An 18,370-nucleotide genomic window follows, 5' to 3' on the forward strand; every position below is an offset into this window, starting at 1 on the left:
CCGCCGGGGTCGCTTAGCCTTGACGCACGATGAACGACCGTATGACGACGCCCTGGGGCGAGCTCGCGCTGTCCCGTTTCCCCGCGGACCCGCGTGACAGGCTGCGCGCCTGGGACGCCTCCGACGAGTACCTCCTCAGGCATCTGGCCGAGCAGAACGTCCCGCTGTCCGGCACGGTCGTGGTCGTGGGTGACCGCTGGGGCGCCCTGGTCACGGCGCTCGCGGCGCACCGGCCGGTGCAGGTCACGGACTCCTACCTGGCCCAGGAGGCGACCCGGGCCAACCTCGCCCGCCATGGCGTCGAGCCCGGCGACGTCCGGCTGCTCACGACGCAGGACCCGCCGCCGGACCGCGTCGACGTCCTCCTGGTCAGGGTGCCCAAGAGTCTCGCCCTGCTGGAGGACCAGCTGCTGCGGCTCGCGCCCGCGGTGCACGAGGGCACGGTGGTGGTCGGCACGGGCATGGTGAAGGAGATCCACACCTCGACGCTCCAGCTGTTCGAGCGGATCATCGGCCCGACCCGCACCTCGCTCGCCGAGCGGAAGGCCCGGCTGATCTTCTGCACGCCTCAGCCGGCGGCGGAACGGCCCGCCAACCCGTGGCCGTACACGTACACGCTCCCCGACGGCATCGGCGCGGTCTCGGGACGCACGGTCGTCAATCACGCGGGCGTCTTCTGTGCCGACCGGCTCGACATCGGCACGCGCTTCTTCCTGGGGCACCTGCCCGACGGCAGGGACGGCCGGCGGGTGGTCGACCTCGGGTGCGGCAACGGTGTCGTCGGTACGGCGATGGCGCTGGCGAACCCTGAGGCCGAGGTGCTGTTCGTGGACGAGTCCTTCCAGGCGGTGGCCTCGGCGGAGGCGACGTACAAGGCGAACGGGGTGCCGGGGCACGCCGAGTTCCGGGTCGGGGACGGGCTGGCGGGGGTGCCGGCCGGGAGCGTCGACCTCGTGCTCAACAATCCGCCGTTCCACTCCCACCAGGCGACGACCGACTCGACGGCCTGGCGGATGTTCACGGGGGCGCGGCGCGCGCTGCGGCCGGGCGGTGAGCTGTGGGTCATCGGCAACCGGCACCTCGGCTACCACGTGAAGCTGCGGCGGCTGTTCGGCAACAGTCAACTCGTCGCCAGTGACGCCAAGTTCGTGGTGCTTCGGGCCGTCAAGAAGTGACGGTGCGGTCGGCGCCCCCGACGCGGTGGCGGTGGAGCGCCCGGTCAGGGAGTGGCCGGTCAGGGTGCCGTCAGCACCCCGATGATGTCCGCCACCGCTCGCACCATCGCCTCCCGTCCCACGCTCAGGTATTTGCGTGAGTCGACCGCCTCGGGATGGGCCGCGAGGAATTCGCGGATCGCTCCCGTCATGGCGATGTTGAGGGCCGTACCGACGTTGACCTTGGCGATGCCGCCCGCGACCCCCGCGGTGAGTTCGTCGTCGGGGACGCCGGAGGAGCCGTGCAGGACGAGGGGGACGTCCAGGGTGGCGGCGAGGCGTTTGAGGAGGTCGTGGTCGAGGGTGGCGGTGCGGGTGGTCATGGCGTGGGAGCTGCCGACGGCGACCGCGAGGGCGTCGACGCCGGAGTCGGTGACGAAGGCGTGGGCCTCGGCGGGGTCGGTGCGGGCGCCGGGGGCGTGGGCGTCTAGGGGCGGCTCGCCGTTCTTTCCGCCCAGTCGCCCCAACTCGGCCTCGATCCAGAGGCCTTGGGCGTGCGCCCAGTCGGCGGCGGCCTTCGTCGCGGCGAGGTTGTCGGCGTACGGCAGGCGGGCCGCGTCGTACATCACGGAGCTGAAACCGGCGTCCGGTGCCTGGCGCAGCAGGTCGTCGCTCTGGATGTGGTCGAGGTGCAACGCGACGGGGACGGCGGCGCGTTCGGCGGCGGCGACGGTGGCGCGGGCGAGCGGGAGGAGTCGTCCGTAGCGGAACTTGACGGCGTTCTCGCTGACTTGGAGCACGACGGGCGAACTCACCGACTCGGCACCGGCGATGACCGCCTCGACGTGCTCCAGGGTGATGACGTTGAAGGCGGCGACGGCGGAGCGGGCTGCGGCGGCACGGGTGACGAGCTCGCCGGTGGTCACGAGGGGCACGGCCTGTCCTTTCTCGGCGCGGGAGAGGGCGCGTCGGACACGTCTGGGGGGCGTGTCGTGGTGCGCGTCAGGGGGCGAGGATCACCGAGCGGGTGAGGTGACGGGGCCGGTCCGGGTCGAGGCCGCGTGCTGCGGCGACGGCGACGGCGAGTCGCTGGGCGCGGACCAGTTCGGCGAGGGGGTCCAGGCGGCCCTCGATCCACAGCCCGCCGGTGGAACGCACCTGTTCGGCCAGCCCTTCGGGCGCCTCGCCGAACATCCAGGTCGCGGTGCCGCCGGTGGTGATGCTGATCGGGCCGTGCCGGTACTCCATGGCCGGGTAGGCCTCCGTCCAGGACAGCGACGCCTCGCGCATCTTCAGCCCCGCCTCGTTGGCCAGGCCCACGGTCCAGCCCCGGCCGAGGAAGGTGAACTGCCCGCACTCCACCAGCCCTTCGGGCAGTTCGGCGGCGAGCGCGGTGCGGGCGTCGGCCACAACCGCGTCGGTGTGCAGGCCGAGGTGGGCGCGGAGCAGGGTGAGGGCGGTGGTCGCGAACCTGGTCTGCACGACCGACCGTTCGTCCGCGTAGTCCAGGACCACGACCTCGTCGGCGACCGCCATGACGGGTGTGTCCGGGTCGGCGGTGATCGCGACGGTCGGCGTGCGCCCCCTCAACCGCCCCAGCAGATCGAGTACTTCGGTGGTCGTACCGGAGCGGGTCAGGGCGAGGACACGGTCGTAGGAGCGCCCGTGCGGGAACTCCGACGCGGCGAAGGCGTCCGTCTCGCCGCGGCCCGACCCCTCACGCAGTGCGGCGAACGCCTGCGCCATGAAGTACGACGTCCCGCAGCCGACGACCGCGACCCGCTCCCCCGTCCCCGACAGCACCCCACCGAGGCCGGCCGCCTCGCTCGCGGCGCGGGTCCAGCACTCGGGCTGGCTGTTGAGCTCGTCCTCGACATGCGTCATGCCGCCGTCCTCCGGGCCTCTGATGGAGCCTTGCGATGGGTCATCTGATTGTTCTTGCAAGATAGCTCCCAGTTTCGAGCATAATCAAGCAAACACAGGAAGAAGCGTGCGCTAAGGTCGCGGGAGATCGAGGAATGGAGGGTGGATGTCGCGCGACGCCCGCTGGAAGGCGCTGCTGGAGCTGCTCGTGGAGCGGGGCCGGCTGGACGTCGAGGAGGCGGCCGCCGAGCTGGAGGTCTCGGCCGCGACGATCCGCCGCGACTTCGACCAGCTCGCCGAGCAGCAGATGCTCGTCCGCACACGGGGCGGCGCGGTCGTACACGGAGTGTCGTACGAGCTGCCGCTGCGCTACAAGACGGCTCGGCACGCCTCCGAGAAGCAGCGCATCGCCAAGGCGGTGGCCGATCTCGTCGCCCCCGGCGAGGCCGTCGGGCTGACCGGCGGTACGACGACCACCGAGGTGGCGCGTGCCCTGGCCGTGCGCAGCGACCTCGCGTCCGGCTCGCCCGCGCTGACCGTCGTCACCAACGCGCTCAACATCGCCAATGAACTGGCCGTGCGCCCCCAGTTCAAGATCGTGGTCACCGGCGGGGTGGCGCGCCCGCAGTCGTACGAGCTCATCGGGCCGCTCGCGGACGGGGTGCTGTCCCAGATCACGATCGACGTGGCGGTTCTCGGCGTCGTCGGCTTCGACGTCACGCACGGTGCCGCCGCGCACGACGAGGCGGAGGCGGCGATCAACCGGCTGCTGTGCGAGCGCGCCGAGCGCGTGGTCGTGGCCGCGGACTCCAGCAAGCTGGGCCAGCGGGCGTTCGCCCGGATCTGCCCGGCCGACGCCGTGAACACGCTGGTCACGGACACGGCGGCCGACCCGGAGACCCTGCGCCGCTTCGAGGAGGCGGGCCTGCAGGTCGTCGCGGTCTGACACCCCGAGCCCCGCGATCCCGCCACCCCGGCCCCCCTGCGGCCGACCTCACCTACGCTGGGAGCGAGGCGCATGGCGGGCCGAGGAGGCTGCGATGAGCACTACTCCGATCGAGACGGGCACACCGGGGGCGTCGCGGTACGTGCCGATCGCCGATCACGGCCTGATCGGCGATCTGCGCAGCGTGGCGCTCGTAGGCATCGACGGCACGATCGACTGGTACTGCTGCCCGGCCTTCGACGCCCCCAGCATCTTCGCGGCGATCCTGGACGCCGAGCGGGGCGGCTGCTTCGAGCTGGCGGCCTCCGTGCCGGCGCGGACCAAGCAGTTCTACTTCCCCGACACCAACGTCCTGATCACCAGGTTCTTCACCGAGGACGGCGTCGGCGAGGTGCAGGACTTCATGCCGGTCGACGGCGATACGGCCGAGGCCGAGCGGCACCGGCTGATACGACGGGTGGTGTGCGTACGCGGCTCGATCCCGTTCCATACGCGCGTCGCGCCCCGCTTCGACTACGGCACCCGGACACACACCGTCCGCATGGAGGACGAGGTGGCGGTCTTCGAGTCGGACGAGCTGTCGATCGGGATCACCTCCACCGTGCCGCTGGAGATCGACGGGCCGGACGTGCACGCCGACTTCAAGCTCTCCCAAGGTGAGTCGGCGGTGCTGGCGCTGGACCAGATCAGCGGGGCGCTGGCGCTGAAGCGGTGCGCGCGGACCGAGGCCGAGAGGCAGTTCAACAGCACGGTGGCCTACTGGCGGAGCTGGCTGTCCGCCTCCAAGTACAGGGGCCGCTGGCGGGAGATGGTGCACCGCTCCGCGCTGACCCTGAAGCTGCTCACCTACGCGCCCACCGGCGCCATCGTGGCCGCGCCGACGACGAGCCTGCCCGAGCAGCTCGGCGGCGAACGCAACTGGGACTACCGGTACATGTGGGTGCGCGACGCCGCGTTCTGCGTGTACGCCATGCTGCGGCTGGGCTTCACGACCGAGGCCGAGGCCTTCATGAAGTTCCTGACCGAGCACGTCAGCCGGGGCGACGGCTCGCCCACCGGCCCGTTGCAGATCATGTACGGCATCGACGGCCGCACCGATCTGCCCGAGCGGGTGCTCGACCATCTGGAGGGCCATCTCGGCTCCGCTCCGGTGCGGATCGGCAACGCCGCCTCGGACCAGCTCCAGCTCGACATCTACGGCGCGCTGGTCGACTCGATCTACCTCTACGACAAGTGGGCGCAGCCCATCTCCAGCGACCAGTGGGACGACGTGTGCGCCCTGGTGGAGTGGGTGTGCGAGAACTGGGACCAGCCCGACGAGGGCATCTGGGAGACCCGCGGCGGCCGCAAGAACTTCCTGTACTCGCGGCTGATGTGCTGGGTGGCCATCGAGCGGGGCATCCGCATGGCCACCCGCCGCGGACTGCCCGCCGAGCTGCCGCGCTGGCAGGAGTGCCGGGACAGGATCTACCGGCGGATCATGACCCGGGGCTGGTCCGAGACCCGCAAGGCCTTCGTCCAGTGCGAGGACAGTGACGTCCTGGACGCGGCCGTGCTGATGATGCCCATGGCCAAGTTCATCGCGCCGACCGACCCGAAGTGGCTGTCCACGCTCGACGCCCTCACCGAGGATCTGGTGTCCGACTCGCTGGTGTACCGCTACGACCCGGAGGCGAGCCCTGACGGACTGCGCGGCGACGAGGGCACGTTCTCGATCTGCTCGTTCTGGTACGTGGAGGCCATGGTCCGGGCCGGCCGGGTCGACGAGGCGCAGCTGGCCTTCGAGAAGATGCTGACGTACGCCAACCATCTGGGCCTGTACGCCGAGGAGATCAGCCACACGGGCGAGCAGCAGGGCAACTTCCCGCAGGCGTTCACCCATCTCGCCCTGATCAGCGCGGCGTTCAACCTGGATCGCGCCCTGGGCTGAGGCAAGAACCCCTCAGTGACCGTGCTCCGCAGTCCCGTCCTCGTGCCCGGGCGCCTCCGGGGCGGTCGCCGTCGCACCTGCCCGCACGGTGAACTCCGCCGTGTGCACCTCCCCTTCGTGCTTGAAGTCGAGGAACAGCCGGTACGTGCCGCTGCTCGGCGCCGTCGCCGTGAACGAGATCTCGGGGCCGGGCTTCGTCCTGCCGTCGCCGGGCTCCCCGTTGGGGTGGACGTGGAGGTAGGCGAGGTCGCCGGAGCGCAGGGCCACCAGGTGGCCGTAGGCGCCGAGGTAGGGCTGGAGGTTGGTGACGGGGCGGCCGCCCCGCGAGACCTTGAGCTTCAGCTCGCGCTCCTTGCCCGGGCGCAGGACGCCGTCCAGCCGGACTTCGTAGCCGTGGACCTTGGCGGTCGTGTTCGGCGTCGGCAGCTGCTGCGGCTCGTAGGGGCCGGCGGCCGCCAGGTCCGCGCCGAGGGTGAGGTTCTCGGCGTCCTTCTTCGCCGGGGTGAAGTCGGCGAAGACGCGGTAGCCGCCCGCGCGGGGCAGTTCGACGGGGATGCTCCAGGTGCCGTCGGCGGCGCGGGTGGGGTGCAGATGACGGTAGGTGCCCAGGTCGCGTGAGGCCACGATGAGGTGGAGTTCCTTGTCGTGCTCGCGCCGATACGCGGTGACGGCACGTCCGTCGTCGTCGCGGATGACGAAGCTCAGGTCGGAGCGCTTCCCGGCCGTGACGCCCGGGGTCCGCAGGTCGAGGGTGTAGCCGCCCTCGGAGATCTGCAGCCCGCCGGCCGGCTTCGTCTCGTGCCCGCCGTGTCCGTCACCCTCCGGTGCCGCTGACGCCTCGCTGTGGCTCTCGTGGCGGGCGGGGGCCGGTTCGTCGACGACGGGGTCGACGCCTTTGCCCACGCCGTAGGCGGTGCCGAAGGTCGCGGCCAGTGCGGCCGCGAACGCGGTGATCCTCAGTCCGGCATGCATGGCGCTCTCCTGCGGGTCGGTCCTTCGATACGATCCTTCACTGCACCTCACCATACCCCTGGGGGGTATGAAGTCAACCCGGTTCCGCACTTGCCTCGGCTACCCCCTAGGGGTATACATGGACACCGGCCAGGATACCCCCACCCCGTACCTAGGTCGACCGCCACAGAGCCCTTCGGGAGGAACCCATGACCACCACCACGTACGCCGTGTCCGGGATGAGCTGCGCCCACTGCAAGGCCACGCTCACCAAGGTCATCGGCGAGCTGGACGGCGTCACCGAGGTCGGTGTCGATCTCACGACCGGCCAGGTCACCGTCACCAGCGCCGGCGAGCCCGACGACGCGCTGATCACCGAGGTCGTCGACGAGGCCGGCTACGAACTGACCGGCCGCGCCGCCTGACCCGCACCCCGAATCGCCGGGGCCCGGCCGCACCGGGCTCCGCCCGCACCCCGCACGAGGAGCAGCGATGACCACCACCGCGTCCGACCCCACGACCGAGGTAGAGCTCGCCATCGGCGGCATGACCTGTGCCTCGTGCGCGGCGCGCATCGAGAAGAAGCTGAACCGCATGGACGGCGTCACCGCCACCGTCAACTACGCCACCGAGAAGGCGAAGGTCAGCTACGGCGGTGACGTGTCCGTCCAGGACCTGATCGCCACCGTGGAGAAGACCGGGTACAGCGCGCAGGAGCCGGCGCCGCCCGTGCGGGACACCTCCGAGGGCACGGACGAGGCCGATGAACTGCGGCCCCTGCGGGAGCGGTTGATCACGGCCGTGACCCTCGCCGTGCCCGTCGTGGCGATGGCCATGATTCCGGCTCTGCAGTTCGAGTACTGGCAGTGGCTGTCCCTCACGCTGGCGGCGCCTGTCGTGACCTATGCCGGATGGCCCTTCCACAAGGCGGCGTTCACCAATCTGCGGCACGGCGCGGCCACCATGGACACGCTGATCTCGGTCGGCACGTCGGCCGCGTTCCTGTGGTCTTTGTGGGCGCTGTTCTTCGGCACGGCGGGCGAGCCGGGCATGACGCACCCCTTCGAACTGACCATCGCCCGCAGCGACGGCTCCGGGAACATCTATCTGGAGGCGGCCGCCGGTGTCATCGCCTTCATCCTGGCCGGGCGCTACTTCGAGGCCCGTTCCAAGCGCAAGGCGGGCGCGGCACTCAAGGCGCTGCTGGAGCTGGGTGCCAAGGACGTGACGGTCCTGGGCGGGAACGGCATCGAACGGACCATACCCGTCCCGGAGTTGAAAGTCGGCGACCGCTTCCTCGTGCGGCCCGGCGAGAAGATCGCCACCGACGGGACCGTCGTCGAGGGCTCGTCGGCGGTGGACGCCTCGATGCTCACCGGCGAATCCGTGCCGGTCGAGGTGACCGTGGGCGACGCGGTCACCGGCGCCACGATCAACGCGGGAGGCCGACTGGTCGTCGAGGCCACTTGCGTGGGCGCCGACACCCAACTCGCCCGGATGGCACGGCTGGTGGAGGACGCACAGAACGGCAAGGCCGCGGCCCAGCGGCTCGCGGACCGGATCTCCGCCGTCTTCGTGCCGATCGTGATCGCCCTCGCGCTGGGCACCCTCGGCTTCTGGCTGGGCAACGGGGTCGGGCCGGCCGCCGCCTTCACCGCCGCGGTCGCCGTACTGATCATCGCCTGCCCGTGCGCCCTGGGTCTCGCCACGCCGACCGCGTTGATGGTGGGCACCGGACGTGGCGCGCAGCTCGGGATCCTGATCAAGGGCCCGGAGGTGCTGGAGTCCACGCGCAAGGTCGACACGATCGTCCTCGACAAGACGGGCACCGTGACAACCGGCCGGATGGCCCTGCTGGCCGTGCACACCGCGGACAACGCCGACGAGGCCGAAGTCCTGCGTCTCGCGGGCGCGTTGGAGCACTCCTCGGAGCATCCGATCGCCCGTGCGGTGGCCGATGGCGCGCTGCAGAAGCTGGGTTCGCTGCCCACGCCGGAGGACTTCGCGAACGTACCCGGCCTCGGGGTGCAGGGCATCGTCGACGGGCATGCGGTCCTCGTGGGCCGCGAGCGCCTGCTGGCCGACTGGGCGATGGAACTGCCTCAGGAGCTGCGGCAGGCCAAGTCCGAGGCCGAGGCGGCCGGTCGTACCGCCATCGCGGTCGCCTGGGACGGCGAGGCGCGGGCGGTCCTCGAGGTCGCCGACGCGGTGAAGGAGACCAGCGCGGAGGCGATCCGGCGGCTGCGCGCCCTCGGCCTCACCCCGATCCTGCTGACCGGCGACAACAAGGCCGTCGCACACGCCGTCGCCCGCGAGGTCGGGATCGCCCCTGAGGACGTCATCGCCGAAGTGCTGCCGCAGGACAAGGCCGATGTCGTCAAGCGCCTTCAGGGCGAGGGCCGTTCGGTGGCGATGGTCGGCGACGGCGTCAACGACGCGGCCGCGCTCGCCCAGGCCGACCTGGGGCTGGCGATGGGCACCGGCACGGACGCGGCGATCGAGGCGGGCGACCTGACCCTGGTGCGGGGTGACCTGCGTGCCGCCGCCGACGCCATCAGGCTGTCCCGCCGGACGCTCGGCACCATCCGCTCGAACCTGTTCTGGGCCTTCGCCTACAACGTCGGCGCCCTGCCGCTCGCCGCCGCCGGTCTGCTCAACCCGATGATCGCCGGAGCAGCCATGGCCTTCTCGTCGGTCTTCGTGGTCGGCAACTCGCTGCGCCTGCGCTCGTTCCGGGCCGCGAGCTGAATCGTCGTGCAAAGGGGGCGCCGCTCAAGCGGCGCCCCCTTTCTCCACCTTCGCTCAGCGGCTGCTCAGCCGAAGGCCTTCACAGCCTGGTAGTAGGTCCAGGCCGTGCTGTTGCAGGCGGTCTTCGAAGCACCGCTGTAGCCGGCGCACACGCGCTTGAGGTCCTCGTAGAAGGCGCTGTCGATGCGCGACTTGTTGGCACTGAACGTGCCCAGCGCCTTGTAGTTGCGGTAGCCGAAGTCGTGCCGGGCGCAGGACGTGGAGAAGGGGAAGCCGAACGGGTTGTCCGGCGAGGAGGAGCAGTAGTCCGTGGACCAGTCGAACCCGTACGCGGACCAGGCGGACTGGTTGGAGCGGGCGGCGACCCAGGAGTTGTAGCTCGACGCGCTGGTCTGGGTCCAGTTGGCCAGGACCTGGGGCTTGTCGGCGGGGGCGGCTTCCGCGGCCGTGGCGGTGGCGACGACGGCCATGAGTGAGAGGGCTGATGCGGCAAGACCGGTGGTGAGTGTGCGGTGCATTCCACACCTCCATGAGGCTGCGACCCGCCCGTCGGGTCGCAGGTTCATGACAAGATGATTGACACCCCAACAGTCCTTTTACACCGCAAGCGACCTAATGCGCCGTTAACTCTGGGACATGCGAGGAGATCAGGGGATGAATTCGTGCTCCGCACGACGTGCCCCCGCCTGCCTGCGCCTACCCTCCCTCCGCAGGTCCACGGCCGTGACCGCCAGGGCCAGCGGCCCCGGGGCGAGGAACGCGAGCGGCACCAGCATCCAGGCGCACAGGATCGCGGTCGCCACCGCGAGCAGCACCAGACCACTGCCGCCCACGTCCTGAACGGAGTCCCGGGCGGCCCCGCCTACGGCAGCGCGCCAGTCGGTGAGCGACTCGCGGCGGGCGCAGGCCCTGAGGCCGATCACGACGGCGCACGCACCGATCGCGGCGGCCGGCACGGCGAACAGCGGCCCACCGGGCAGCCCCGCCCCGGCCAGTGCCAGGTCGCCGGCGAGCAGCAGCACTCCCGCCAGCGCGAGGGCGCCCGCCGCCAGGTCGCCGGTCCGCAGCCGTCGCCGTAGCAGCACGAAGTACCGCCCGGCGGTGGCGGGCCGTTCCTCCCGGGCGCCGCGCAGCACCGCGCACGCCGTCGACAGCGCCGCGGGCGCGGTCAGCAGCGGCAGACCGGCCACGGCCGTGGCGAGCCCGATGCTCAGCACGTCGGCGAAGAGGGTCATGCGCGGGCCGAACACCTCGCCCGCCTCACGCGACCGCGTCCCGCTCGGCCCACTCTGTCCACTCATGCCGCTCACCCCTTGAGTCCGGAGCTGGCCATGCCCTCCACCAGCAGGCGCTGGAAGGCGAGGAAGAACAGCACGATCGGCAGCAGCGCGATCACGGACAGCGCGAACATCGGGCCGAACGCCGAGGTGCTGGAGGCGTCCACGAACGACCGCAGGGCGAGGGTGAGCGTGAACTTCTCGGGGTCGAAGAGATAGATGAGCTGGGTGAAGAAGTCGTTCCACGTCCAGATGAAGGTGAAGATCGCGGCGGTGATCAACGCGGGACGGGTGAGCGGCAGCACGATCCGGAAGAAGCTGCGGAACGGGCCGCAGCCGTCGATACGGGCCGCCTCCTCCAGCTCGCGCGGCAGTCCGCGCATGAACTGCACGATGAGGAACACGAAGAACGCCTCGGTGGCGAGGAACTTCGGCAGGATCAACGGCCAGTACGTGTTCACCAGGCCGAGTTGGTTGAAGATGATGTACTGCGGGATCAGCACCGCGTGATGCGGCAGCATGATCGTCGCGATCATGAACGCGAACAGCGGCCCGCGGAAGCGGAATCGCAGCCGCGCGAAGGCGTACGCGGCGAGCGAGCAGCTGATCACGTTGCCGAGGACCGCGCCGCCCGCGATCAGCAGCGAGTTGGTCAGCAGCCGCCAGATGGAGACGTCGTTCACGCCGTCCAGAGCGGTCTTGTAGTTGGACCACTCCAGATGGCCGGGCAGCAGGTTGAGGCTGGCGATGACCTCGTCGGCGGGCTTGAGCGAGGTGGCCAGCAGCCACGCCAGCGGGTACAGCATGACCAGCAGCGCGGCCAGGCAGCCGACGTGCAGGGCGATCCGCCCCCGGGCAACGGGCTTGCGGACGACCGGAGTCGTGGTGGTGGTCATCGGTCCCCCTCGGAGGCGTAGAAGACCCAGGAGCGCGAGGTGCGGAACAGCACCGCGGTGACGGCGCCGATGACGATCAGCAGCACCCAGGCCATGGCGGAGGCGTAGCCCATGTGGGAGGCGACGAAGCCGCGGTCGTAGAGGTAGAGGGTGTAGACGAGCGTCGAGTCGGCGGGGCCGCCCTTGCCGGCGCCGATCGCGAAAGCGGGCGTGAAGACCTGGAAGGCCTGGATGGTCTGCAGGACGAGGTTGAAGAACAGGACCGGGGACAGCATGGGCACGGTGACGGACACGAACTGCCGCCACCTCCCGGCGCCGTCCACGGCCGCCGCCTCGTACAGCTCGCCCGGGATCTGCTGGAGCCCCGCGAGGAAGATGACCATGGGCGCCCCGAACTGCCACACCGTCAGCAACGCCACGGCGAGCAGCGCCCAGCCCGGCTTGTTGACCCAGCCGCCGGTGCCGAGCAGATTGTCCACCGTGCCGCCGTCGTTGAAGATCGCGCGCCAGACGAGGGCGATCGACATCGACGCGCCGAGCAGCGAGGGGGCGTAGAAGGCGGAACGGTAGAAGCCCTTACCGCGTTTCATGGACTTCAGGGCGAGTGCCACGCCCAGCGCAAGGGCGAGTTGCAGGGGCACGGCGATGACGACGTACGTCAGCGTGGTCGTCACCGAGCGCCAGTAGCGCGGGTCCTCGGTGAACATCTGGACGTAGTTGCGCAGGCCCACCCAGCGCGGCGGGTTGAACAGGTCGTAGTCGGTGAACGACAGGTACAGCGACACGGCCATCGGCAGCAGGGTCAGGACGATCGCGCCGAGCACCCATGGGGAGAGGAACACCCAGGCGGGGCCCTGGGGTTCACGCTTGGGCTGGCGCTTGCGCGCCGGGATGACCCCCGCTTTCCCGGCGGCGGGCGCGGAGATGTCGGTGGTGGTCATGACCTCAGCTCCGCCTTCGCCTCGGTGACGTAGTTCTCGGCCGCCTCGCGCGGCGACATGCGCGCGTACGACACCTGGTCGTAGTCGCGCTGGAAGGTGGTCTGCAGGGCGTTGTCGCCCGAGGGCGGGGCCTGCGGCGGGTCCTTGAGGGAGCCTTCCAGGGACGTCTGGTAGTCGGCGATCGTCCGGTCGAAGTCCTTGAGCTGCGGCTCGATCGCCTTGCGGATGGACTCGTTGACAGGGATGCCGCGGGTCGCACCGAGGATCTGCGCCGCCTTGTCGTCGTTGATGAGGAAGTCGACGAGCTGTGCCGCCTCCTTCGGGTGGGCGGTGCCGGCGCCGACCCCGAGGAACATCGACGGCTTGAAGTACTGGCCGGGGGTGCCGTCCGCACCGGACGGCATCGGCGCGAGCGCGACGCCGCCCGGTATGAGGGCGAGGTAACCGCTCGCCGGTGCGTCCCAGTTGGAGTCGGACATGGCCTCACCGCGCCCCAGCGGGGTGTTCTCCACCGAGCCGTCGAGCTGGGTGGTCTGCTCGGCGGGCGAGACGACGCCCTCGCGGCGGAGCTCGTCGGTGAAGGTCCACCAGCGGGTCAGATCGCCGGCCGTGAAGCCGAGCCCGCCGTCCTTGGTGTAGAGGGACTTGCCCTGGCCGCGCAGCCAGACCTCGAAGCAGTCCTCGCTCTGCCCGGGGTCGGTGGCGCCGGGCTTGCCGGTCGTCTCCGTCAGGGCCCGCATGGAGTCGGCCCATTCGCTCCAGGTCCAGCTCCCGCCCGGGAGCGGAACGCCGGACTCCTTCCACGCCTTGACGTCGTAGGCGACGGTCTCGGTGCCGCGGCCCTGCGGAATCGCGTACTGCGTCCCGTCCAGTCGGCCGGTCGCGAGCAGGCCCGCGTCGATCTGACCGGTGCGCAGTACGGCCTTCTGCTGCGCGAGGTCGAGCAGGACGTCACCGGACGCGTACTGGTCGATCTGCCGGTAGTCGAGCTGCATCACATCGGGGGCGTCGCCACCCGCCGCCTGGGTGGCGAGCTTCTGCTTGTAGGCGTCGTAGGCCGAGAACGACGTCTGCACCTGGACGTTCGGGTGCCGTTTCTCGAACAGGGCGACGGCCTGCTCGGTGCGCTCCGCGCGGTCGGGGTTGCCCCACCACGTGTAGCGCAGCACGACCTTGCCGCCGCCGACCGATTCTCCGGATCCCCCGCAGCCGGCCGGCATCGCGCAGAGCACGAGTGCGGCGGCCGACGCGCAGAACCCCTTTGTCCTGTGTCCGGGCATGCCGAGGTCACCTCTCCTTTCCTCGGGCTTTCTGTTGGCCCCCCTCGGCCCCCCTGGCCTGCTCCCCGTCGGTCTGAGACTCACCGACTGGGACGCGTCGGCCTGTTACTCGCCGCCGTAAGGCAGCGTCGTCCCGGGCAGGTTGTACTCGTCGCGGCGCCCGCACATGCCGAACCCGCCGCGTCTGGTGGGCGCGGCCTCGTACGCGGTCGCGTCGGCGAGATACGCCGGCTCGTCCGCCTCCAGCGCTTCGAGCTGCTCGCCCGTGCGCTCGGCCGTGGCCAGCGCGCCGGCCCGCCACAGCTCCCGCCAGTTCGGCAGCTTGGCGCGCATGAGCCGGGCGGCGGCGCGCTGGAACTCGGCGTACGGGCCGTTGTCCCCGGCGACGAGTGCCTCGCGCAGCGCGAGATACCCCTCGACGGCGAGGTCCCGGCGGCGACGCGCGGCAGCCGCCGTCTCCGGTCCGGTACCGGGCGGAAGCGACGCCGCGGCGGCGTACTTCTCGGGGTCGGCGAGCACCTCGGCCGGGAAGGTGAACACCGCGTCCCCGGCCTCGGGCAGCCCGCTGTTCTGCATCAGCACCGTGATGCGCAGGTCACCGCCCTGGACCATACGGTGCACGGTCCCCGGCGTGAACCAGGCGACCGAGCCCGGCTCCAGGGGGATGTCCCGGTAGCCGTCCGGGCTCAGCGTCTGAACGGCCCCTCGGCCGCCGGTGACGACGTACGCCTCCGTGCACACCAGGTGCAGGTGCGGGCTGCCGCCGCACACACCGTCGGCGGCCTCCCAGTCATAGGCGCTGAGGTGGGACAGGCCGACGGCGGCGGGCAGCGGATGCGGAAGGTTCGGCTTCACCACGGCACCCCCTCCAGGTGAGCGCCCACCCGCTCCCGGTCCCAGGCCCCGTCGGCGACGACCACCCGGTAGCGGTAGGCGAAGGACTCGCCCGGCGGCAGCTCGAACTCCTCGAAGAACGCCCAGGAGAACGCCACCGTCGGGATCGGCTCGGAGCGCACGAACCAGTGGGACTCGTGGATCGCGGCCCGCTCGTCGAGGTTCTCGGGCGCGTGCGCGAAGACGAGCGTGGACTGCCCGTCGATGTCGTCGTGCTCGGTGGTGAAGGCGAGCCACGGGCCCTGTGTGCCCATCAGCTTGCCCGCGTCCGTGCCCGCTCCCCCGTCGAGGTCGGGGCCGAAGGCGGTGCCTCCGGTGAAGTCCCGGGGGCCGCGCCACTGGAGTCCGGTGTAGCCGGCCATCTCACGGCCTGCGGTGGTGGGCGAGCCGAAGGACAGGGGCTCGGCACGGACGTTGGTGAGCCGGATCGACCAGTCCAGGGTCCAGGCCCCGGACTCCTCGTCCACCGAGTGGACGGTCAGCTCGCGCACCTCGCGCGCCCACTCCTCGCCGCCGTTCTCGACCCAGGTGAGTTCCTCGCCGAAGGCGAGCCGGTCGTCCTCGACCGTGAACGCGGTGAAGCCGTCGTGCCGCATGGAGCCGACCCGCTCGGGAAGCGGCAGGTAGCCCTCGCCGTGGACGTAGCAGTTGCCGCCCCAGAAGTTCTGCCCGGACAGATGGCTCGCGGTCATCTGCAGGCCCTTGTGCCAGCGGTGGTCGTTGGGCCGGTAGCCGGTCACGGTGTGCCCGGCCAGGGTGCGCACGGGGTGGGCGTACGGCTTGCGGGACTCGAACGCCTCCGGGTCGGGCCGATAGACGTACCGCAGGATCTCGGTGCCGTTCGCGGCCGTGACGGCGATGTGGTCGCCGTGCGCGTGGGTGACGCGGATGCTCATGCGCGCTCCTTCGGGGCCCAGTGGGGGTGGTCGCCGTGCATGGCCGGGTAGAAGGGGTCGCCGGGCCGGATCTCGCCCGCGTGCACGGGGCTTCCCGTGAACGCGGCCTTGTAGAGGGCGGCGGCGAAGTCGAGGGTGGCCCGGGCGTCGGGGCCGCTGCCGGGCGGCCGGACACCGTTGTCGTAGGCGTCGAAGAGGGCGCCGAGCTGTGCCGTGTGGGAGCTGGGCAGGTCCGCAGCGGGGGTGCGCCAGGCGGTGGCGCGCTCGGCGGGGACGTGCGGGGCCGGGGTGTAGACCCAGTCCTCGTTGCGGTGGCCGTACAGGTGGGTGAGCTCGACCGTGCCGTCGGCGCAGTCGACGCGGATACGGCTCACCTCCTGCGGGGACAGCACGCTGTTGACGACGGTGGCGAGGGCGCCGTTCGCGAAGCGCACGAGGGCCGTCGAGACGTCCTCGCTCTCGGTGTCGTGCACCAGGCGTGCGGCCATGGCCCGTATCTCCGCCCACGGGCCGAGCAGGTGCAGCAGCAGGTCGAACTGGTGGATGCCGTGACCCATCGTCGGTCCGCCGCCCTCGGTGGCCCAGCGCCCGCGCCACGGCACCGCGTAGTAGGCGGCGTCGCGGTGCCAGGTCGTCTGGCAGTGCGCGACCAGCGGGGTGCCCAGCTCACCGCTCGTGATCAGCTCACGGGCGTGCACGGCGCCGGAGCCGTAGCGGTGCTGGAAGACCACCGACGCATACGCGCCCGCCGCCTCCTCGGCCGCCGCGATGTCGTCGTACTCGGCGAGCGACAGACACAGCGGCTTCTCGCACAGCACCCAGGCGCCCGCCTTGAGTGCGGCGACCGTCTGCTCCCGGTGCAGGGACGGCGGCGTGCCGATCAGGACCAGGTCGGGGCGTACGGCGTCCAGCATCTCGCCGGTCGAGGTGTACCCGGCGACGTCCTCGCCCGCGAGCTCCCGGAAGGCGTTCAGCCGGGCCTGGTCCACGTCGACGGCGGCGACCAGCTCCACCCGGTCGGGGTGGGATCTCAGCGCGGGGAGATGACTGCCGCTGACGATGGCGCCGGTGCCGATCACCGCGACGCGACGGCGGGCGGGGCTTGGGGACATGCAGTTCTCCTCGGACGGCGGACAGCCCGCTCAGAAAGCGCTTGCACTTCGAGGGCGACCCTAGGCAGGGACGGAATGTAAGGACAACCCCTCTGCGGCGAGATGAGCAAAGCCCGACCCGTTCGGCTCGCCCACCTCCCGCACGCCCCCCTTTTCGACCACCGCTCAAACGAACGAAGATCACAGGACTGCCGAGGCTTTGGCGCGCTTCAACTCCCCCCTCCGGACGGCCCGTTGACAGTGCCGGCCATCCGCGTCACGGTGATGACTCGTCGTGCTCGGGAGGTCACCGATGACAGCAGTCGGCACCGATACCGATTTGGTCAACCGCGTCCGGGCACTGCGCCCACTGGTCCGCGAACACGCGCTGCGCGCCGAGCAGGAGCGTCAGGTCACCCCCGAGGTCGCGGCGGCGCTGACGGACGCCGGCATCCACCGGATGAACGTCCCCCGGCGGTACGGCGGCTACCAGAGCCGGCTGCACACCCAGGTCGACGCGGTGGCCGAGATCGCCTCGGCGTGCGGCTCGACGGCGTTCAAGACGGTGATCCAGGCCGGCTGCTCCTACATCGCGGCGCTCTTCCCCGACGAGGCGCAGGACGAGATCTTCACCAACCCGGACGCGAAGGTCGGCGGCACCCTCGTCCCGGACGCGACGGCGGTCCGCTCGGACGGCGGCTACGTGGTCAACGGCACCTCGGGCTTCGCCACCGGCTGCCACGACGCCGACTGGCACCTGCTGACGGTCCGCGTCGAGTCGGAGTCGGGTGAGGGGCCGCCGGAGCTGCTGTGGACGGCCGTACCGATGGCCGAGCTGGAGATTCTGGACGACTGGTACGTGTCGGGGCTGGCCGGGACCGGCAGCGACAGCGTCGTGGCGCGGGACGTCTTCGTGCCGGCCCATCGGGTCCTGCCGGTCGGGCCGCTGCTGGCGGGCGAGATCGGGTCGAAGACCAACGCCGACGACCCGTTCTACCGGATGCCCGTCCTGCTGCTGTTCTGCGTGTGGACGGCGCCCAACGCGCTCGGGCTGGCCCGCTCCGCCCTGGCGGAGTTCACCGAGCGCAGCCGACGGCGGGGCATCACGTACACCCTGCACCAGCGTCAGAACGAGGCCACGGTCACCCATCTCCAGGCGGCCGAGGCGGCCATGAAGATCTCCTGCGCCGAGCTGCTGACCGCCGAGTTCGTCGCCCTGATCGAGTCGCGGGCCGAGTCGGGCGAGCCGTACACGCCCGAGGAGCGGGCCAGGATCCGGGCGCAGAGCGGCTATGTGGCGCGGCTGTGCAAGGAGGCCGTCGATCTGCTCGGCTCCGCGGCCGGGGCGTCGTCGCTGCACCGGGACGTGCCGATCCAGCGGGCGGTGCGCGATCTGCACGCACTGAGTCTTCACTCGTTCGTGAATCCCGCGACCAATCTGGAGATCTACGGCCGGGTCCTGTCCGGAGTCGACCCGGGCACGCCCTTTCTGTAGGCCCCTGG

17 protein-coding genes are annotated in these 18,370 nt (G+C 71.0%); 6 read left to right on the forward strand and 11 right to left on the reverse strand.

Translation table 11 applies throughout. The annotated features are described in order from the left end of the window. Nucleotides 1-41 precede the first annotated feature (41 nt). Nucleotides 42-1,175, forward strand: a complete 1,134-nt coding sequence (locus ACZ7M7_RS19080; RefSeq protein ID WP_472119250.1) for a methyltransferase — start codon at nucleotides 42-44, stop codon at nucleotides 1,173-1,175. A 59-nt stretch (nucleotides 1,176-1,234) separates the two neighbouring features. Here ACZ7M7_RS19080 and ACZ7M7_RS19085 read toward each other — a convergent pair whose 3' ends face one another. Continuing rightward, a complete protein-coding gene (locus ACZ7M7_RS19085; RefSeq protein ID WP_383598520.1) occupies nucleotides 1,235-2,089 on the reverse strand; it encodes a class II fructose-bisphosphate aldolase in 855 nt (284 codons plus the stop codon). Between the two features lie 67 nt (nucleotides 2,090-2,156). Continuing rightward, nucleotides 2,157-3,038, reverse strand: a complete 882-nt coding sequence (locus ACZ7M7_RS19090; RefSeq protein ID WP_472118233.1) for an SIS domain-containing protein — start codon at nucleotides 3,036-3,038, stop codon at nucleotides 2,157-2,159. Between the two features lie 145 nt (nucleotides 3,039-3,183). Here ACZ7M7_RS19090 and ACZ7M7_RS19095 point away from each other — a divergent pair, with 145 nt between their 5' ends. Then, a complete protein-coding gene (locus ACZ7M7_RS19095; RefSeq protein ID WP_383598526.1) occupies nucleotides 3,184-3,963 on the forward strand; it encodes a DeoR/GlpR family DNA-binding transcription regulator in 780 nt (259 codons plus the stop codon). Between the two features lie 94 nt (nucleotides 3,964-4,057). Further along, entirely contained in the window at nucleotides 4,058-5,893 is a 1,836-nt protein-coding gene (locus tag ACZ7M7_RS19100) for a glycoside hydrolase family 15 protein (RefSeq protein ID WP_472118236.1), read from the forward strand. A 12-nt stretch (nucleotides 5,894-5,905) separates the two neighbouring features. On the opposite strand, the gene ACZ7M7_RS19105 is transcribed toward ACZ7M7_RS19100, so the two are convergent. After that, the gene (locus tag ACZ7M7_RS19105) at nucleotides 5,906-6,865 is read right to left on the reverse strand and encodes a hypothetical protein (protein WP_451166231.1); all 960 of its coding nucleotides are present in this window, start codon (nucleotides 6,863-6,865) and stop codon (nucleotides 5,906-5,908) included. A gap of 188 nt (nucleotides 6,866-7,053) precedes the next feature. On the opposite strand from ACZ7M7_RS19105, the gene ACZ7M7_RS19110 reads away from it, so the two are divergent. Then, entirely contained in the window at nucleotides 7,054-7,269 is a 216-nt protein-coding gene (locus ACZ7M7_RS19110; protein WP_451166229.1) for a heavy-metal-associated domain-containing protein, read from the forward strand. Nucleotides 7,270-7,336: 67 nt separating this feature from the next. Then, nucleotides 7,337-9,592, forward strand: a complete 2,256-nt coding sequence (locus ACZ7M7_RS19115) for a heavy metal translocating P-type ATPase (RefSeq protein ID WP_472118240.1) — start codon at nucleotides 7,337-7,339, stop codon at nucleotides 9,590-9,592. A 65-nt stretch (nucleotides 9,593-9,657) separates the two neighbouring features. On the opposite strand, the gene ACZ7M7_RS19120 is transcribed toward ACZ7M7_RS19115, so the two are convergent. The 8 genes from ACZ7M7_RS19120 to ACZ7M7_RS19155 form a co-directional block, all read right to left on the reverse strand. Further along, complete coding sequence (locus tag ACZ7M7_RS19120) at nucleotides 9,658-10,110, reverse strand: phospholipase (protein ID WP_383598541.1); 453 nt, start codon at nucleotides 10,108-10,110, stop codon at nucleotides 9,658-9,660. A gap of 129 nt (nucleotides 10,111-10,239) precedes the next feature. After that, the gene (locus tag ACZ7M7_RS19125) at nucleotides 10,240-10,893 is read right to left on the reverse strand and encodes a hypothetical protein (protein ID WP_472118243.1); all 654 of its coding nucleotides are present in this window, start codon (nucleotides 10,891-10,893) and stop codon (nucleotides 10,240-10,242) included. 5 nt (nucleotides 10,894-10,898) lie between these two features. After that, nucleotides 10,899-11,765, reverse strand: coding sequence for a carbohydrate ABC transporter permease (locus ACZ7M7_RS19130; protein ID WP_472118246.1), 867 nt, complete (start codon nucleotides 11,763-11,765; stop codon nucleotides 10,899-10,901). Then, on the reverse strand, nucleotides 11,762-12,706 hold the full coding sequence (locus ACZ7M7_RS19135) for a carbohydrate ABC transporter permease (RefSeq protein WP_472118249.1): 945 nt from the start codon (nucleotides 12,704-12,706) through the stop codon (nucleotides 11,762-11,764). The genes ACZ7M7_RS19130 and ACZ7M7_RS19135 overlap by 4 nt, the downstream gene beginning before the upstream one ends. Then, nucleotides 12,703-13,986, reverse strand: coding sequence for an ABC transporter substrate-binding protein (locus ACZ7M7_RS19140; protein WP_472118252.1), 1,284 nt, complete (start codon nucleotides 13,984-13,986; stop codon nucleotides 12,703-12,705). Before ACZ7M7_RS19140 ends, ACZ7M7_RS19135 begins: the two co-directional genes overlap by 4 nt. A 105-nt stretch (nucleotides 13,987-14,091) precedes the next feature. Further along, nucleotides 14,092-14,844: a cupin domain-containing protein gene (locus ACZ7M7_RS19145; protein WP_472118256.1), complete on the reverse strand. Its 753-nt coding sequence runs from the start codon at nucleotides 14,842-14,844 to the stop codon at nucleotides 14,092-14,094. Beyond that, nucleotides 14,838-15,776, reverse strand: coding sequence for a DUF6807 domain-containing protein (locus ACZ7M7_RS19150; RefSeq protein WP_472118259.1), 939 nt, complete (start codon nucleotides 15,774-15,776; stop codon nucleotides 14,838-14,840). Before ACZ7M7_RS19150 ends, ACZ7M7_RS19145 begins: the two co-directional genes overlap by 7 nt. After that, the gene (locus ACZ7M7_RS19155) at nucleotides 15,773-16,888 is read right to left on the reverse strand and encodes a Gfo/Idh/MocA family protein (RefSeq protein ID WP_472118262.1); all 1,116 of its coding nucleotides are present in this window, start codon (nucleotides 16,886-16,888) and stop codon (nucleotides 15,773-15,775) included. Before ACZ7M7_RS19155 ends, ACZ7M7_RS19150 begins: the two co-directional genes overlap by 4 nt. Nucleotides 16,889-17,180: 292 nt before the next feature. On the opposite strand from ACZ7M7_RS19155, the gene ACZ7M7_RS19160 reads away from it, so the two are divergent. Beyond that, on the forward strand, nucleotides 17,181-18,362 hold the full coding sequence (locus ACZ7M7_RS19160; protein WP_451166209.1) for a flavin-dependent monooxygenase: 1,182 nt from the start codon (nucleotides 17,181-17,183) through the stop codon (nucleotides 18,360-18,362). Nucleotides 18,363-18,370: the final 8 nt, after the last annotated feature.

The organism is Streptomyces sp. NPDC111606, assembly GCF_055656945.1.

Coding starts and splice junctions, on each gene's coding strand:
- ACZ7M7_RS19100 (WP_472118236.1), top strand. CDS start 4,058: ATGAGCACTACTCCGATCGAGACGGGCACACCGGGGGCGTCGCGGTAC.
- ACZ7M7_RS19095 (WP_383598526.1), top strand. CDS start 3,184: ATGTCGCGCGACGCCCGCTGGAAGGCGCTGCTGGAGCTGCTCGTGGAG.
- ACZ7M7_RS19150 (WP_472118259.1), bottom strand. CDS start 15,776: ATGAGCATCCGCGTCACCCACGCGCACGGCGACCACATCGCCGTCACG.
- ACZ7M7_RS19130 (WP_472118246.1), bottom strand. CDS start 11,765: ATGACCACCACCACGACTCCGGTCGTCCGCAAGCCCGTTGCCCGGGGG.
- ACZ7M7_RS19160 (WP_451166209.1), top strand. CDS start 17,181: ATGACAGCAGTCGGCACCGATACCGATTTGGTCAACCGCGTCCGGGCA.
- ACZ7M7_RS19125 (WP_472118243.1), bottom strand. CDS start 10,893: ATGAGTGGACAGAGTGGGCCGAGCGGGACGCGGTCGCGTGAGGCGGGC.
- ACZ7M7_RS19120 (WP_383598541.1), bottom strand. CDS start 10,110: ATGCACCGCACACTCACCACCGGTCTTGCCGCATCAGCCCTCTCACTC.
- ACZ7M7_RS19140 (WP_472118252.1), bottom strand. CDS start 13,986: ATGCCCGGACACAGGACAAAGGGGTTCTGCGCGTCGGCCGCCGCACTC.
- ACZ7M7_RS19135 (WP_472118249.1), bottom strand. CDS start 12,706: ATGACCACCACCGACATCTCCGCGCCCGCCGCCGGGAAAGCGGGGGTC.
- ACZ7M7_RS19110 (WP_451166229.1), top strand. CDS start 7,054: ATGACCACCACCACGTACGCCGTGTCCGGGATGAGCTGCGCCCACTGC.
- ACZ7M7_RS19115 (WP_472118240.1), top strand. CDS start 7,337: ATGACCACCACCGCGTCCGACCCCACGACCGAGGTAGAGCTCGCCATC.
- ACZ7M7_RS19090 (WP_472118233.1), bottom strand. CDS start 3,038: ATGACGCATGTCGAGGACGAGCTCAACAGCCAGCCCGAGTGCTGGACC.
- ACZ7M7_RS19080 (WP_472119250.1), top strand. CDS start 42: ATGACGACGCCCTGGGGCGAGCTCGCGCTGTCCCGTTTCCCCGCGGAC.
- ACZ7M7_RS19155 (WP_472118262.1), bottom strand. CDS start 16,888: ATGTCCCCAAGCCCCGCCCGCCGTCGCGTCGCGGTGATCGGCACCGGC.
- ACZ7M7_RS19105 (WP_451166231.1), bottom strand. CDS start 6,865: ATGCATGCCGGACTGAGGATCACCGCGTTCGCGGCCGCACTGGCCGCG.